Genomic DNA, 16,176 nt, shown 5'->3' with positions numbered 1-16,176 from the left:
GCCTGAACTTATGACCGATAGTCGCCGTTGATCGCCACGTATTCCTTGGTGAGGTCGCAGGTCAGCACGCGGTCGCGGCCCTTGCCGAGGCCGAGCGCGACCTTGATAGCGATCTCCGGCGCCTTCATCGCCTCCGACACCTGTGCCTCGTCGTAAGACGGATCGCGCGCGCCGCTTTTCGCAACACGGATTCCGTTGAAGGAGATCGATAGCTTGTCGCGATCGGCGGGCTCGCCGGCCTTGCCCACCGCCATGACCACGCGGCCCCAATTGGCGTCCTCGCCGGCGATCGCAGTCTTCACCAGCGGCGAGTTCGCGATCGACATCGCGATCTTGCGCGCCGAAGCCTTGGTCTTGGCGCCTTCCACGGTGATCTCGACCAGCTTGCGCGCGCCTTCGCCGTCGCGGGCCACCTGCTCGGCGAGGTTGGCGAGCACCTGATGAAAAGCCTTGGTGAAGGCCTTCAGGCGCGGATCGCTGGCGCGGCTGATTTTGGGCGCGCCGTGCTCGGCGGCCGCGCCGGTGGCAAAGGCCAGCAACGTGTCCGAGGTCGAGGTGTCGCCGTCGATCGTCACCGCGTTGAACGTGTCCTCGACGCCGCTCTTGAGCAGCGCTTGCAGCGCGGCGGGCGCAATCGGCGCGTCGGTGAAGATGAAAGACAGCATCGTCGCCATGTCGGGTGCGATCATGCCGGCGCCCTTGGCCATGCCGTTGATCGTGACCTTGGCCTTGCCGAGCTTCACGGTCGCGGTCGCGACCTTCGGGAAGGTGTCGGTGGTCATGATCGCCTTGGCGGCGCCCGGCCAGTCGGCGGGCGCGGCGCTCTCGGCGAGGCGCGCGAGCACGCCGTCGAACTTGGTCGCATCCAGCGGCTCGCCGATCACACCGGTCGAGGCCAGGAAAATCTCGCTTTCGCTGCAGCCGACGGCCTTGGCCGCGATCTTCGCGGTCAGCGCGGTCGACGCCCGTCCGGTCTTGCCGGTAAAGGCGTTGGCGTTGCCGGAGTTGACGACGAGGGCGCGCGCTTTGCCGCCTTTGAGCTTGGCCCGGCACCATTCCACCGGCGCAGACGGGCATTTCGACTTGGTGAAGACGCCGGCGACCGCGGTACCCTTGTCCATGATCGCGAGCAACACGTCGGTGCGGTTCTTGTAGCGGATGCCGGCCTCCGCCGTCGCGAGACGGACGCCCGCGATGGCGGGCATGTCGGGAACGTGTTTCGGGGCGAGCGGGGAGACGGAGGAGGACATCGCGGGGCCTTGATGGATCTGGATAAGCAGATGGCCGGGACGAGCCCGGCCATTGCGACGTTAGATACTATTGGCGTCCGCGAAGTGACAGCGAATTCTTACTTCTTCGCCGGGGGCGCCATCTTGTTGTCGGCCGGCTTGTCGGCGGGCTTGGCCGCATCAGCCGCCGGCTGGTCCAGCCGCTCGACCTTGGCTTCCGCGCGCAGCTTGGCGACGTAGTCGGCCTGGGCCTTGCGGGTGACGTAGTTCTCGATCTGGGCCTTGACCTGGTCGAAATCCGGCGCCTTGCGGCTGCGCTTTTCCTCGACCTTGATGATGTGCCAGCCGAACTGCGACTTCACGGGGTCGGAGATCTTGCCGGGCTCCAGCGCAAAGGCGACGGCCGAGAATTCCGGCACCATCTGCTCCTTGGTGAAGAAGCCGAGATCGCCGCCGTCGGCGGAGCCCGGATCCTTGGACTTCTTCTTGGCGAGCTCGGCGAAATCGGCGCCCTTGTCGAGCTCGGCCTTCACCGCCTTGGCCTCGTCCTCGGTTTCGACCAGGATGTGGCGGGCGCGCACCTCCTGCTCGCCGGTGATCTGCTTGGAGGCCTCCTCATAGACCTTCTTCATGGCGTCGTCGGTGTTCGCAGCCTTGCCTTCCTGGGCGAGCAGGCTGTCCATCAGAAGCCGGTTGCGGGCGAACGCCAGGCGCTTCTTGAACTCGTCGCCGTCGGCGATCTTCTTGTCCTCGGCCGCCTTGGCGACGATCTTCATGTCGATCAGGAAGGCCAGCACGTTCTCGTCCTTGGTCGCCGGGTCCATCTGCGCCAGGCTCGGCCCCAGTTCCTCCTCGGCGAGCGCAACGTCGCTCTTCTTGATCTCCGCGCCGTTCACCTTGGCCAGGACCGGGTCGTCGGCGGCCCGGCCGGGACCTGCGATCAGCGCCAATGCGAGGCAGCCCGCAAGGGCGGTGGCAAGGCCGAAGCGCAGGCCGGTTTTCGTTACCGGAAACGAGGTGGTCATGGAAAATCCTTATTCTGAAGGGGGTATTTGGGCGGGGCGGACACTCGCCCAATCGGGGTGCCTTGGCAACGCGAAAAACCTGTCAAAATGATGAATTGGCGGAAAGCCGGCCGCCGTTGACAAGGCTGAGGGTGGGCCATATCTCTGGCCGGTCGCGTCCATGGCGATAGCGTTTATTTTGCTGCGTTTTTGGCCGTTGAACCCAGATTTGCTCAATTCCCACCCATATGGCGGATGACCCCGGAACGGGGCCTTGGCCGCGAGGCGTCACGGTGAGTTGATAGGCAAGTTGGTGACAACCTCTTGGCTGCAACGCGGTAATCGCGAACACAGGAATTTGGCAAGGAAATCGGTATGATCGGCGCGCTCGCCCGCAAGTTTTTCGGCTCCGCCAACGACCGGCGGATCAAGGGTTACCAGGCCCGCGTCAACGCGATCAACGCACTCGAGCCGGAACTTTCAAAACTCTCCGACGAAGCCCTCAAGGCTCGCACCGCCGAATTCAAGCAGCAGCTCGCAAGCGGCAAGACGCTGGACGACATCCTGGTACCGGCCTTCGCCACGGTGCGCGAGGCGGCCAAGCGCACGCTCGGCCAGCGCCATTTCGACGTCCAGCTCATCGGCGGCATCGTGCTGCACGAGGGCGACATCGCCGAGATGAAGACCGGCGAAGGCAAGACGCTGGTCGCAACGCTCGCTGTCTACCTCAACGCGCTCGCCGGCAAGGGCGTCCACGTCGTTACCGTCAACGACTACCTCGCCCGCCGCGACTCCAGCTGGATGGGCCAGATCTACGGTTTCCTCGGCATGACCACCGGCGTGATCGTGCACGGGCTCGACGATACCGAGCGCAAGGCCGCCTACGCCTGCGACATCACCTACGGCACCAACAACGAATACGGCTTCGACTATCTGCGCGACAACATGAAGTACCGGCTCGAGGACATGGTCCAGCGGCCGCACTACTACGCGATCGTCGACGAGGTCGATTCGATCCTGATCGACGAGGCGCGCACGCCGCTGATCATCTCCGGCCCGCTCGACGACCGGTCGGACTTCTACAACACCATCGACACCTTCATGCCGAAGCTGGAGAAGGTCACCGATTACGAGGTCGATGAGAAGCAGCGTACGGTGACCTTGACCGAAGGCGGCATGGAGAAGCTGGAGACGCTGCTGCGCGACGCCGGCCAGCTCAAGGGCGAGTCGCTCTACGACGTCGAGAACGTCTCCGTCGTGCATCACGTCAACCAGGCGCTGCGCGCCCACACGCTGTTCACCCGCGACAAGGACTACATCGTCCGCGACGGCGAGGTCGTGATCATCGACGAGTTCACCGGACGCATGATGCCGGGCCGGCGCTATTCGGAGGGCCTGCACCAGGCGCTCGAGGCCAAGGAGCACGTCGCGGTTCAGCCCGAGAACCAGACGCTCGCCTCGATCACCTTCCAGAACTACTTCCGCATGTACGAGAAGCTGGCGGGCATGACCGGCACGGCGGCGACCGAAGCCGACGAATTGTTCGACATCTACAAGCTCGAGGTCGTCGAGATTCCGACCAACCTGCCGGTCGCGCGTCTGGACGAAGACGACGAGGTCTACCGTACCCAGAAGGAAAAATACGTCGCCATTCTCGCCGAGATCGAGCGCGCCAATGCGCGCCTCCAGCCGGTGCTGGTCGGCACGGCGTCCATCGAGAAGTCGGAAGTGCTGGCCGAATTCTTGAAGCAGAACGGTTACAAGCAGATCGATTTCGGCAAGGAGAGCGCGCTGGAGAAGCTCTACGCTGCCGCCCGCGCCGGCAAGCCCGCAAAACTGTTCGCGGTCTTGAACGCGCGTTTCCACGAGCAGGAAGCCTATATCGTTGCGGAAGCCGGCGTTCCCGGCGCGATCACGATCGCGACCAACATGGCCGGCCGCGGTACCGACATCAAGCTCGGCGGCTCCCTGGAGATGCGTATCCAGCAGGAGACCGCAGGGATCGAGGACGAGGCCGAGAAGGCCAGGAAGATCGAGCAGATCAAGGCCGACATCGAGCATTTCCGCGACATCGTGCTGAAGGCCGAAGAGACCGTCGAAATCGAGCCGGCGAAGGGTTCGAAGCCTGCCAAGACCGTGAACAAGCCCGGTGGCCTCTACATCATCGGCTCCGAGCGTCACGAGTCCCGCCGCATCGACAACCAGCTTCGAGGCCGCTCCGGCCGCCAGGGCGACCCCGGTCGTTCAAAGTTCTTCCTGTCGCTGGAAGACGATTTGATGCGCATCTTCGGCTCGGATCGTCTCGACAGCATGCTGCAGCGGCTCGGCCTGAAAGAGGGCGAGGCCATCATCCATCCCTGGATCAACAAGGCGCTGGAGAAGGCGCAGCAGAAGGTCGAGGCGCGCAACTTCGACATCCGCAAGAATCTCCTCAAGTTCGACAACGTCCAGAACGACCAGCGCAAGGTGATCTTCGACCAGCGCGTCGACCTGATGAGGGACGAGAACGTCGCCGAGACCATCGCCGACATGCGCCACGCTTTCATCGAGGACCTCGTCGCCAAGCACGTGCCCGAGCATGCCTATGCCGAGCAGTGGGATGTTGCCGGCCTGAAGGAAGAGCTGAAGCGCGTGCTCGATCTCGATTTGCCGGTCGACGATTGGGCCAAGGAAGAGGGCATCGCCGACGAGGAGCTGCTCACCCGCATCGAGACCCGCGCCGACGAGCACATGGCAGCGAAGGTCGCGCAGTGGGGTCCCGACGTGATGCGTTACGTCGAGAAGACCATTCTGCTCCAGACGCTCGATCATCTCTGGCGCGAGCACCTCATCATGCTTGACCATCTGCGCCAGGTGATTGGCCTGCGCGGTTATGGCCAGCGCGATCCGTTGCAGGAGTACAAGACCGAGGCCTTCAACCTCTTCCAGGAGATGAGCGCGCATCTGCGCGAGGCCGTCACCGCGCAGCTCATGCGCGTCGAGATCGTCCCGCCGGAGCAGGAAGCGCCTATGATGCCTGCGATGGAAGCGCACAAGCTCAACCCTGATACCGGCGAGGACGAGATGGCCTTCGCCAACGTGACGCTGGCGCCGCAGGCCAACGCCGCGCAGCGCGATCCGAAGAACCCGGCAAGCTGGGGCAAGGTCGGCCGCAACGAGGATTGCCCCTGTGGCAGCGGCAAGAAGTACAAGCACTGTCACGGCCGATATGCGTGAGGTGCGGTACGTCTGAGACGCGAAGCTCGCGCCTCAGCCTCCGCTGCCGTCGCCCGGCTTGACCGGGCGACCCAGCACGCCGCGGCCTCTCCGGATCTTCGCGCTGTCTCTGGAATACTGGATTCCCCGCTTTCGCGGGGAACGACGGCTGAGTGTGTTGTGGCCGCGACGAAGACGTCGTCTACTTCACCGCCCCGAACCGGCTGTCGAACGAGTTCGACGACATCACCGGCGCTGCGCCTGCGAGCTGCGCGTCCTTGGCTCCCGCAGCGGCTGCGCTATCCGACACTGCCGGCTTCAACGGCGGGCGTGATGCGGCAACGCGCGCGTCGGCCGGCTTTGGCGACTCGGCAGGCTTGGCGGCTGCGGCCGGCTTGGCCGCTTCCTTGACCGCTTCCTTGGGCGCGTCCTTCGCGTCCTTGGCCGTTCCGTGTCCCGGCACGAACCGGGTCACCGCGGCCTTCAGCCGGGATGCCGCGGTGGGCGGGGTTGCCGAAGCGGTAGTGGCCGGCGGCGGCGATGTGGTCGCCGTGGTGTCGGCGCTGCCCATGCCCATCTTGCGGGCGAGGCCGGAGAAGAAGCCGCCACCTTCGGATTTCTCGGCGGGCGCCGCCGAGGCGACGCGGGTGTTCGCGGCGGGCGCGGGGACCGCGACGATCGGCTCGCTCTGCGGGCTTGCTGCGACAGGCTCGAGGTTCGGCTTCGGCGGGTTGACGGTGCCGGGGATCGTGCCGGGCGCCTTCGACATCGCCAGCATCTGGAGCGTGTTGCCTTCGGCGCCCTCGGACAGGCCGGTCGAGCCTTCCGGAATCTTCGCGGCGAACACCTTGTTCATGCCGCCGTCGATGCCGGTGTTCATGCGCGCAACCGGCGTGCCCTTGGCGACGAGTTTGGCGTATTCCGCTTCGTCCTTTTCCTGCTTCTCGCGCACCGCGTTCGCGATGTCCTCCGGGATCACATAAGCCGGGCACTTTGCGGAGGCGTCGAACACCGGATCGCGCTTGGCGTCCGGCGCCTTGGCGGCGTCGAAGACGTACTTCTTCTCGCAGAAGTCGACCTTCGGCTCCTGCCGCGTCACCTCGAAATGATCATTGCCTTCCTTGATCATCTTCCAGAAGGCCATGTTCGGATTGTTGCGGTGCTTGGCCATGTTCACCGGAGTCATCCGGAACGGATAGGCCTGGAACTGGAATGCCTTCTGGCCGCCGAAAAAGGATTCGCGGCCGAGCGAATAGATCTCCGCGATCTGCTCGTCCGTCATCGCGTAGCAGCCGCGCGAGGAACAGTCGCCATGCACCATCAGCTGCGAGCCGGACCGGCCCAGCGCGCGGTCGAAGGCGTTGGGATAGCCGGTGTTGAAGGAGAGGTAGTAGGCCGACTGCGGATTCATCTGGCTGGGGTTGATCGAATAGAACCCCTCAGGCGCCTGGCGGTCGCCTTCGCGCACCTTCGGGCCGAGATCGCCGGACCAGCGGCAGATCGGGTAGGTCTTGAGCAGCGCGAACTGGCCGGAGCGGGTCTGCTTCCAGACCTCGAGCTCGGCTTCCTGCTTGAACAGGCGGATCAGGATCGGCGATTGCAGATCCATGTCCTTCTCGGTCATCGCTGCGAGAAGCTTTGCCGGGACGGGCTGGTTGGCCTTGGCGTTGGTCGCGAGCGAGACCTGGTCGGTATCGCAGCCAGCCAGCAGCACGCTTGTGACAAGCGCAGCCGACGTCAAAAGCGCGCGTAAAAGCGAGCTAGAAATCAAGATGGACCCCACACTCACCGGGCATGTCAGCGAAAACCCCACTTCTGGAGCATGGCCTGACCGGCGATCCGGACCCGCGGCAAGCGGGTTTTTTGCAGACCAAGCCCCAGCGCTTATGCCCTGAAGCCATTGATTAAAATCTTACCCTCTGAGCCAAACCGTCGCAACCCAAGCGCGGATCACGAGGGCGTTGCCTCATAGGGATGGTCAACAAAGACTAAATCAGGGCGTAGCGGCCTAATTACGACCGGGATCGCCGATTCGGGCGAAAAAAGGGTTAACGGGGGTTCACCGGCCGGGACTTCACCTCTCCGCTTGCGGGGAGGTCGACGCGCTACGCGCGGCCGGTGGGGCTGCCTCCACAGCGGGAGTGTCGACTGCGGAAGCACCCACTCCGGCTCTGCCCCGCGGGCGAGCGAGCCTGCCGCCGGCGCGGCGGCCTGGAATCACCCCAGTTTCCGGCCAATTTCGAGGAATTTCTGCCGGCGCTGCTTGCGGATGGCGTCGGAGTCCAGGTTCCGCAGCTCGACGAAGGCCTGCTCGATCGCCTCGCCCGTGGTGGCGATCATCGCGGCGGGGTCGCGGTGGGCGCCGCCGACCGGCTCCTTCAAAATGCTGTCGATCACGCCGAAGCGGAGCATGTCCTGGGCCGTGATCTTCATGCTGTTGGCGGCTTCCTGGGCCTTGGTGCCGTCGCGCCAGAGGATCGAGGAGGCGGCCTCGGGCGAGATCACGCTGTAGATCGCGTGCTCCAGCATCAAGACGCGGTTCGCCGTGGTGAGGGCGATCGCGCCGCCCGACATGCCCTCGCCGGTGATGATCGCAACGTTCGGCACGCCCAGCGACAGGCAGGCATCCGTCGAGCGCGCGATGGCCTCAGCCTGTCCGCGCTCTTCCGCGCCGATGCCGGGATAGGCGCCGGCAGAATCGACGATCGACAGCACCGGCAAGCCAAACCGCTCGGCCATCTCCATCAGCCGCACTGCCTTGCGATAGCCTTCGGGCCGCGCCATGCCAAAATTGTGCTTGATGCGGCTTTCGGTGGAATCGCCTTTTTCCTGGCCCATCACGCAAATGGCTTCGCCGCGGAAGCGGCCGAAGCCTGCCACCAGCGCCTCGTCCTCACCGAACTTGCGGTCGCCGGCGAGCGGCGTGAATTCGGTGACCAGGCCCTTGATGAAGTCGGAGAAGTGCGGCCGCTGCGGATGGCGGGCGACCAGCGTCTTCTGCCATGGCGTCAGGTTCAAATAGAGGTCGGCGAGCGCCTGCGCCGCCTTATCCTCGATCTTGCCGACCTCCTCGGCGATGTCGGTGCCGGAGGCCGAGAGCGCGCGCAATTCGTCGAGCTTGGAATCGAGCTCGGCGACGGGCTTTTCGAAATCGAGATAGCTGCGCATGTGGTCTGGCATCGGTTCAATATAGGGGACGGAGCTTTAGGGCGAAGCGGATTTCGGATCGGGCCGGGAAGTGCAGGTCCTTCAATGAGTTGGCTTGTGCGCACCGATGGAGCGCGCCAAATCGCGGGCAGGAGACGGCTCTTTCTGCGGAGAAACGGCCGAAGTCAAGGCGTGTCCCGGAGCATTGTTGGTTCGATCGGTTTAGCCACGGGCTCGCCGTAACCTCTCCCGCTTGCGGGGGAGATCGCGCCGAAGGCGCGGGTGGGGGCTATCTCCACATTGGGAGCGTTCATTGTGGCGGCACCCCCACCCCAGCCCTCCCCCGCAAGCGGGAGAGGGAGCGCACCTCCTTCGTGGCGCCCGAGACCTACTTCTCCGCCAGCGGGTGCAGGTCGCGGACCAGGCTCTTCAGCCGCTCCTCCACCACATGGGTGTAGATCTGCGTCGTCGAGATGTCGGTGTGGCCGAGCAGGGTCTGCACGATGCGCAAATCAGCGCCGTTGTGCAGGAGGTGGCTGGCGAAGGCGTGGCGCAGCACGTGCGGGGAGACCAGACGGGCCTGAAGACCGGAGGCGACCGCGAGCTCCTTCAGGTCGCGTGCAAAATGCTGCCGCGTCAGGTGGCCGCTGTCGCCGAAGGAGGGGAACAGCCATTTCGAGGCGGCGAGACTGCCTTTCTTGCTCGCCTTCCCGTCACCCTTGGTGTCGCCTTTGGCCGCGTCCGTCGCGGCGAGATAATCCGCCATCGCCTGCCGCGCGGCTTCGTTGAGCGGCACCAGCCGTTCCTTGTTGCCCTTGCCGCGCACCACGATCATGCGCGCGTCGCGCTTTGCGGCCGAGCGTGGCAGCGACACCAGCTCGGAGACGCGCAGGCCCGTGGCGTAGAGCACTTCGAGCAGGCAATAGAGCCGCAAACTGCGCAGCCGCTGCGAGGGTGATGTGTCAGCCCTCTCGCTCAGCTCCTTCGCACGTCTCAGCATGCGATCGACGTCCGCGATCGACAGCACCTTTGGCAGGCCGCGGCCGCGCTTCGGCCCTGACAGGATCGCGGCCGGATCGTCGCTGCGAATCCGCTCGTTGAGCAGGAAGCGAAACAGGTGCCGCATGGCCGACAGGCGGCGCGCGACGCTGGTGGACTTGAAGCCGCGGGTATCGAGATCGGCGAGATAGTCTCGCAAGCCTTGCGTGTCCGCGCCGATGAAGTCCCGGCCCCTGTGGCCGAGGAACTCGGAGAAATCGGTGAGGTCGCGCCGGTAGGCGTCGAGCGTGTTGGGACCGGCGCCCTGTTCCGCCGCGAGCATGTCGAGGAACAGGCCGGTCAGTTGGGTATCGGAGGGTTTTGCAGGCATGCCCCGGAGGCTAGACGCTATTTCTTGAGAAATTTGTCAGACGGGATGGTCACCGTCATTTCCCGCGGCTTTGGATTGACGAAATTCGCCAGCGCGAAGATCACGCCATAGACGATGCCGGCGATCACGGCGACGACCATCAGGAAGCGGAACAGGCTGGGCATCGGGCGAAGTCTCGCAAGGGTCTCGGCAATGTCCCGGGAAGGCGAATTAACCAATGAAATCATCCAACATGTTCGCCGTTTCGTGGCAAGAGTCTCTGGCGAGGGCCCCTTGGGGGTCGTATAGGTGGCTCAACATGCCGCCTTTGGCGGCAGATTGAGCGAGATCCATGTCCGACGCCGCCATGCCAGCCCCAAGCTCGCCCGAGCCCGACATCCTGTCGGCGCTTGCGGGCCGCTCGATCGTGCTGGTCGGCATGATGGGGGTCGGCAAATCCACCATCGGCCGGCGCCTCGCCGCGCGGCTCAAGCTGCCCTTCGTCGATGCCGACACCGAGATTGAGGCGGCTGCCGGCATGACCATACCGGAAATTTTCGAGCGCCACGGCGAACCTTACTTCCGCGACGGCGAGATGCGGGTGATCGCGCGCCTGTTGGACGGCGGGCCGCTGGTGCTCGCCACCGGCGGCGGCGCCTTCATGCGCGAGGAGACGCGGGCGCGCATCGCGGCCAAGGCGATCTCGATCTGGCTCAGGGCCGACCATGACGTCATCATGCGGCGGGTGCGCCGCCGCGCCGATCGCCCGCTGCTGCAGACCGCCGATCCCGAAGGGACGGTGACCCGGCTGCTCAGCGAGCGCGAGCCGATCTACCAGAACGCCGACCTCACGATCTCCTCGCGCGACGTGCCGCACGACCGGATCGTGGAGGAATGCCTCGAGACGCTGCGCCACTATCTTTGCGGCGACCCACCTGACGATGTAGCGAGTGCCGCCAGATGACCGCGCCGTTGAAACATTCGGATCCCGTGATCGTCGATGTCGCACTCGGCGAGCGCGGCTACGACATCGTCATCGGCCGGGACGTGCTGGCCTCGCTCGGCGCGCGAGTTTCGCGCTTACGCCCCGGCGTGCGCACGGCGATCGTGACGGATCGCACCGTTGCAAGACATTGGCTGGAGCCGACCGAAGCCTCGCTCGCGGCCGCCGGCGTCCCGACCTCGCGCATTATCGTCGAGGAAGGCGAGATCTCCAAAACCTATGCCGGGCTCGAAAAGGTCAGCGAGGCGCTGATCGCGGCCAAGATCGAGCGCAACGATCTCGTCATCGCGCTCGGCGGCGGCGTGGTCGGCGATCTCGCCGGCTTTGCGGCGGCGATCCTGCGTCGCGGCGTCGATTTCGTGCAGGTGCCGACCTCGCTGCTGGCGCAGGTCGATTCGTCCGTCGGCGGCAAGACCGGCATCAACTCGCCGCAGGGCAAGAACCTGCTCGGCGCCTTCCACCAGCCGGTGCTGGTGATTGCCGATACCGCCGTGCTCGACACGCTGTCGCCGCGGCAGTTCCGCGCCGGCTATGCCGAGGCCGCCAAGTATGGCGTGCTCGGCGACGAGGCCTTCTTCGCCTGGCTGGAGAAGAACCACGCCGACATCTTCAAGGGCGGCTCGGCACGCGAGCACGCGATCGCGACCTCATGCCGTGCCAAGGCGGGCGTCGTCTCGCGCGATGAGCGCGAGACCGGCGAGCGGGCGCTGCTCAATCTCGGCCACACTTTTGGTCATGCGCTGGAAGCTGCCACCGGCTTCTCCGACCGGCTGTTCCATGGCGAAGGCGTGTCCATCGGCATGGTGCTGGCGGCGGAGTTTTCCGCAAAGCTCGGCATGATCGGTGCGGCGGACGCGGCGCGCGTCGAACGTCACCTTGCGGAAGTGGGGTTGCCGACGCGGCTCCAGGACATCGCAGGCTTCGCGCAGGAAGGGCTTGCCGACGCCGACGCGCTGCTGGCGCTGATGGCGCAGGACAAGAAGGTCAAGCGCGGCAAGCTCACCTTCATCCTGCTCGAAGCTGTCGGGCGCGCTGTGATCGCAAAGGACGTCGAGCCGCCGCTGGTGCGCGACTTCCTGAACGACAAGCTCGCGCGCAAGGCGTGATGAGCGACTGACATCGGCGGTTGGGTCATGGATTGGCTCGGATTCTCTATCGTCGTCTTCTGCCTCCTGGTTTCGGCGTTCTTCGCCGCGAGCGAGACCGCGCTGACCGGCGCCTCGCGCGCCAGCATGCTGCGGCTCTCCAAGCAGGGCAATCGAGAGGCCGTCGTCGTCTCCGGCTTGCTCGACATGCGCGAGCGGCTGATCGGCGCGCTGCTGCTCGGCAACAACATCGCCAATATCGGTGCCTCGGCGATTGCGACCGGGATCTTCACCACCTGGTTCGGCGAGGTCGGCGTGCTCTATGCGACGGGCGTGATGACCGTGCTGGTCGTGATCTTCGCCGAAGTGCTGCCCAAGACCATCGCCATCAACGCGCCCGACCGCATGGCGCTCGCCGTGGCGCGCCCGATGCGGCTGACGATGTATGTGCTGGGACCACTGTTGCATGTGGTGGAAGTCATCGTGCGCCTGTTGATGCGGCTGTTCGGCCTTGCCGGTGAGCACCAGGCGATCCTGTCGCCGACCGAGCGCCTGCGCGGCGCGGTCGATTTGCTGCACCATGAGGGTAAGTTCGAAAAGCAGGACCGCGACATGCTCGGCGGCCTCCTGGACCTGCGTGAGCTTCAGGTCTCGGACGTCATGATCCATCGCACCGAGATGATGATGATCAACGCAGACCTTCCGCCGGAGGATCTGGTGCGCGAGGTGCTGGCGACCGAATACACCCGCATCCCGCTGTGGCGCGACAAGCCCGAAAACATCATCGGCGTGCTCCACGCCAAGGACCTGTTGCGCGCCATTCGCGCCTCCGAAGGCGACACCTCGCGCATCGACGCCTCGACCATCGCGCTGCCGCCCTGGTTCGTGCCGGAGATGCGGCCGGTCTCCGAACAGCTGAAGGCCTTCCGCCGTCGCAAGACCCATTTCGCACTCGTCGTCGACGAGTACGGCGAAGTTGAGGGTCTTGTGACGCTGGAAGACATTTTGGAGGAGATCGTCGGCGATATCTCCGACGAGCATGACGTGGTCGTCGCGGGCGTGCGAGCCCAGCCCGATGGCTCGGTCGTGGTCGACGGCTCGGTGCCGATCCGCGATCTCAACCGCGCCATGGACTGGCGTCTGCCTGATGAAGAGGCAACGACGGTTGCCGGCCTCGTCATCCACGAGGCACGCTCGATCCCGGACCGCGGCCAGAGTTTTACGTTCCACGGCTTCCGTTTCCGCGTGCTGCGCCGCGAGCGCAACCGCATCACCGCACTCCGTATTTCACCGGTGCCGCGCGAGGCGGAGGTGGAGGAGGCCAAGCCGCGGCGGGCCGGGACGGCGTTTTGATTGATTTGAGCTCTCAATCCTCATGGTGAGGAGGCGCGCAAGCGCCGTCTCGAACCATGCAGGCCGGGATGCTGCAGCGGGGCCTTAATCCTTCGAGACTCGCGCAAGGGCGCGCTCCTCAGAGGCTGTGAATCTTTTTGACTGCTCGCAAGCGGTATAGCCGAAAGCTGGTGCTGTGTGATTCTCTTGCGGTGATGGATTCGCAGGAGGGATGATGGCCGCTGATGAATTGTTTGGGGATCTGCCGGAGCAGGCAAAGCCGCAAGCCGGTGCGGCGCCGCTCGCAGCGCCGCGACTTCGTGAGCCCCAACGCGATCAAATCGAGTTGCGAGCAGTGGATATCGAGAGCCTGATCGGGGAAGACCATCCGGTGCGCCTGATCTGGTCCTATGTCGAGGAACTCGACCTGAGTGAGCTGGAGAACCGGATCAAAGCGCGGGGCGATCGGCCTGGTCACCCCGCGACATCGCCGCGGCTTTTGCTGGCGCTGTGGCTCTATGCCACCAGCGAGGGCGTCGGCAGCGCGCGCGCGTTGGAGCGGCTTTGCGAGAGCCATGACGCCTATCGTTGGCTGTGTGGCGGGGTGTCGGTGAACCATCACACGCTGGCGGACTTCCGGGTCGGTTGCGCCGACCTGCTCGACCGGCTGCTTTGCGAGCATTTGGCGGTGCTGGCGAAGGTCGGCCTCGTCAATCTGGAAACGCTGGCGCAGGACGGTGTTCGGGTCCGGGCCAGCGCCGGGGCCGCTTCGTTCCGGCGGGAGGCGACGCTCGATCGGCACCTGGCCTTGGCTGAGGCGGTGGTGGAAGACCTCAAACGCGAGGTTGACGCTCGTTCGGATGCTAGCAATCAGCGCATGAAGGCCGCCAAGGAGCGCGCCGCGCGTGAGCGCAGAGCGCGCGTCAAAGCGGCGCAGACGGCGCTCGCCGAAATCAAGCAGCAGCGCAAGGAGCGCGAAGAAAAGCGCGGCAACGGCAAGAAGCCGAAAGAGCCGCGGGCCTCCACGACGGACGCCGACGCACGGGTCATGAAGATGGCCGACGGCGGCTTCCGCCCCGCCTACAACGTGCAGGTGATGAGTGCCGCCGGCCAGCCGATCGTCGTTGACATCAAGGTCTGCAACACCGGGTCCGACCGCGGCCTGATGCGGCCCATGCTGGAGCGGCAGCGCGCGCGTCCTGGCGGGTTGCCCAAGGACCATCTCGTCGATGGCGGCTTTGGCAGTGCCGAGGACATCGAGTGGGCGCACGCCGAGGGCATCGATATCTTTTGCCCGCCCACTCAATCCAAGCACGGCACCGATCCCCATCTACCGCGACGCGGCGACGGCCCGGGGGTGTTGGCCTGGCGTGCGCGCATGGCGAGCGAAGAGGGCAAGGCCCGATACAAGCCCCGGTCGATTTGCGAGTGCATACATGCCCGCTGGCGCAACTGGGACCTGCGCCAATTGACCGTGCGCGGCTTCGAAAAGGTCCGCGCCGTCGTGCTCTGGTACGCCCTCGCCAACAACATCCTGCAAGGCAACCGCCTCGCTAGCGCATAGAGGAGCGTTCATCGACATCCCCCAACCTCGCCACAGCCGCCCAGCCCACGCGTTGCCACGACGAGGAACTGCCACATGACCACGCAAAACGAGAAAGATTGGCAAGCTCTCAGGATGAGGGGAAGAAAGCCCAGTCAGCGTCTCGACTTCGTTCAGCTCCCGCCTTCCCCCGGTGCCTGCGCGTGGATCGCCAGCGCGTGCACGCCGCCGGAGAGTTCCGCGGCCAGCGTCGAATTAATCATGCGGTGACGCTCGACCCGGCTCTTCCCTTTGAAGGCGTTCGACACGATATAAACCCGGAAGTGCGTCTCGCCGCCCGCCCGGTGGCCGGCGTGGCCTTCATGCAGATGTGATTCATCGATCACCTGCAGGCTGTCCGGCGAGAAAGCTTCGCGCAACTTGTTGCTGATAGTGTCTTGTGTAGCCATGTCGTTGCCTGTCATGTGAGCATCAAGTCGCGCGGTCCCGTTCCGTCAATGCATAGGCCGCTCTTGGCGGCCGTCCTTAGGAACGCCGAAGCGAACCTTCGGCTATGGTTTTACGCCATTTGCAATGTCAAGACTTGAAGGTTTTTGCATTGCGTAGTCAAAGTCAGTCATGCCGATCGATTCATCAAAATTCTTCGACTCCATCCGCGTCAAGCCGAGAGGTGCGAAGCCGGAAGCAAAGCCGCGCGAGACCGTGGTCGGTTGCGAATGGACCGGCTGCCAGAACAAGGGCAGCCATCGTGCGCCGAAGGGCCGCGAAAATTCGCGCGAGTATTGGCACTTCTGCCTGGATCACGTGCGCGAGTACAACCAGAATTACAATTTCTTCTCCGGCATGAATGCCGACGCGGTCGCGCGCTACCAGAAGGATGCGCTCACCGGCCACCGTCCGACCTGGAAGATGGGCGCCAATGGCGGCGTCAAGAAGGGGACCGAAGCCGAGATCGATGGTGCGTTCGATCCATTCAGCATGTTCAGCGAGATCAACGGCCGCGCCAACTGGCGGCGCGGGCCGGAGGCCCAGCCGAAGGCTGAAACGCGCAAGGTGATGAACGCGGAGCGTAAAGCGCTTCAGGTGATGGGACTCGGTCCCAATGCCACGCTCGCCGACGTCAAGGCCAAGTACAAGGCGCTGGTGAAGCAGCACCACCCCGACGCCAATGGCGGCGACCGCTCCACCGAAGACCGCCTGATCGAGATCATCAAGGCGTATAATTACCTGAAGACGGTGGTGAAGGAGGCGTAGGCCTCTCACCGGTCGTGACCCGGATGACGCTTGCGC

General features: G+C 64.8%; 13 protein-coding genes. 6 read left to right on the top strand and 7 right to left on the bottom strand.

The genetic code is table 11. From position 1 onward, the window contains the following. Positions 1-8 precede the first annotated feature (8 nt). Together argJ and QA640_RS43060 are read right to left on the bottom strand one after the other, a co-directional pair. Entirely contained in the window at positions 9-1,250 is a 1,242-nt protein-coding gene (gene argJ, locus QA640_RS43065; RefSeq protein WP_283038657.1) for a bifunctional glutamate N-acetyltransferase/amino-acid acetyltransferase ArgJ, read from the bottom strand. A gap of 98 nt (positions 1,251-1,348) precedes the next feature. Further along, positions 1,349-2,254 (bottom strand): peptidylprolyl isomerase, encoded by a 906-nt coding sequence (locus tag QA640_RS43060; protein ID WP_283038656.1) that lies wholly within the window; start codon positions 2,252-2,254, stop codon positions 1,349-1,351. A gap of 354 nt (positions 2,255-2,608) precedes the next feature. On the opposite strand from QA640_RS43060, the gene secA reads away from it, so the two are divergent. Beyond that, the gene (gene secA / locus QA640_RS43055; protein ID WP_283038655.1) at positions 2,609-5,449 is read left to right on the top strand and encodes a preprotein translocase subunit SecA; all 2,841 of its coding nucleotides are present in this window, start codon (positions 2,609-2,611) and stop codon (positions 5,447-5,449) included. 181 nt (positions 5,450-5,630) lie between these two features. Here secA and QA640_RS43050 read toward each other — a convergent pair whose 3' ends face one another. The 4 genes from QA640_RS43050 to QA640_RS43035 form a co-directional block, all read right to left on the bottom strand. Then, positions 5,631-7,199 carry a L,D-transpeptidase family protein gene (locus QA640_RS43050; RefSeq protein ID WP_283038654.1) on the bottom strand — a complete coding sequence of 523 codons (1,569 nt, stop codon included), beginning with the start codon at positions 7,197-7,199 and terminating at the stop codon, positions 5,631-5,633. 446 nt (positions 7,200-7,645) lie between these two features. After that, entirely contained in the window at positions 7,646-8,608 is a 963-nt protein-coding gene (locus QA640_RS43045) for an acetyl-CoA carboxylase carboxyltransferase subunit alpha (protein ID WP_283038653.1), read from the bottom strand. 355 nt (positions 8,609-8,963) lie between these two features. Then, positions 8,964-9,944, bottom strand: a complete 981-nt coding sequence (gene xerD / locus QA640_RS43040; protein ID WP_283038652.1) for a site-specific tyrosine recombinase XerD — start codon at positions 9,942-9,944, stop codon at positions 8,964-8,966. Between the two features lie 17 nt (positions 9,945-9,961). Further along, complete coding sequence (locus QA640_RS43035; RefSeq protein ID WP_283038651.1) at positions 9,962-10,108, bottom strand: histidine kinase; 147 nt, start codon at positions 10,106-10,108, stop codon at positions 9,962-9,964. A 167-nt stretch (positions 10,109-10,275) separates the two neighbouring features. Between QA640_RS43035 and QA640_RS43030 the strand changes: the two genes are divergently transcribed. The 4 genes from QA640_RS43030 to QA640_RS43015 all read left to right on the top strand — a co-directional run bounded on the left by QA640_RS43030 (position 10,276) and on the right by QA640_RS43015 (position 14,907). Beyond that, the gene (locus QA640_RS43030; RefSeq protein WP_283038650.1) at positions 10,276-10,887 is read left to right on the top strand and encodes a shikimate kinase; all 612 of its coding nucleotides are present in this window, start codon (positions 10,276-10,278) and stop codon (positions 10,885-10,887) included. Further along, positions 10,884-12,032 carry a 3-dehydroquinate synthase gene (gene aroB, locus QA640_RS43025; protein WP_283038649.1) on the top strand — a complete coding sequence of 383 codons (1,149 nt, stop codon included), beginning with the start codon at positions 10,884-10,886 and terminating at the stop codon, positions 12,030-12,032. Before QA640_RS43030 ends, aroB begins: the two co-directional genes overlap by 4 nt. A gap of 27 nt (positions 12,033-12,059) precedes the next feature. Next, positions 12,060-13,364, top strand: a complete 1,305-nt coding sequence (locus QA640_RS43020) for an HlyC/CorC family transporter (protein WP_283038648.1) — start codon at positions 12,060-12,062, stop codon at positions 13,362-13,364. 211 nt (positions 13,365-13,575) lie between these two features. After that, positions 13,576-14,907, top strand: a complete 1,332-nt coding sequence (locus tag QA640_RS43015) for an IS1182 family transposase (RefSeq protein ID WP_283035583.1) — start codon at positions 13,576-13,578, stop codon at positions 14,905-14,907. A 152-nt stretch (positions 14,908-15,059) separates the two neighbouring features. On the opposite strand, the gene QA640_RS43010 is transcribed toward QA640_RS43015, so the two are convergent. Further along, positions 15,060-15,335 carry a BolA family protein gene (locus QA640_RS43010; protein ID WP_283043059.1) on the bottom strand — a complete coding sequence of 92 codons (276 nt, stop codon included), beginning with the start codon at positions 15,333-15,335 and terminating at the stop codon, positions 15,060-15,062. A 169-nt stretch (positions 15,336-15,504) separates the two neighbouring features. Between QA640_RS43010 and QA640_RS43005 the strand changes: the two genes are divergently transcribed. Then, positions 15,505-16,140 (top strand): DnaJ domain-containing protein, encoded by a 636-nt coding sequence (locus tag QA640_RS43005; RefSeq protein ID WP_283038647.1) that lies wholly within the window; start codon positions 15,505-15,507, stop codon positions 16,138-16,140. Positions 16,141-16,176 lie beyond the last annotated feature (36 nt).

The organism is Bradyrhizobium sp. CB82 (genome assembly GCF_029714405.1).
GTDB lineage: Bacteria > Pseudomonadota > Alphaproteobacteria > Rhizobiales > Xanthobacteraceae > Bradyrhizobium.
This window is presented reverse-complemented; position numbering and strand designations above follow the sequence as displayed.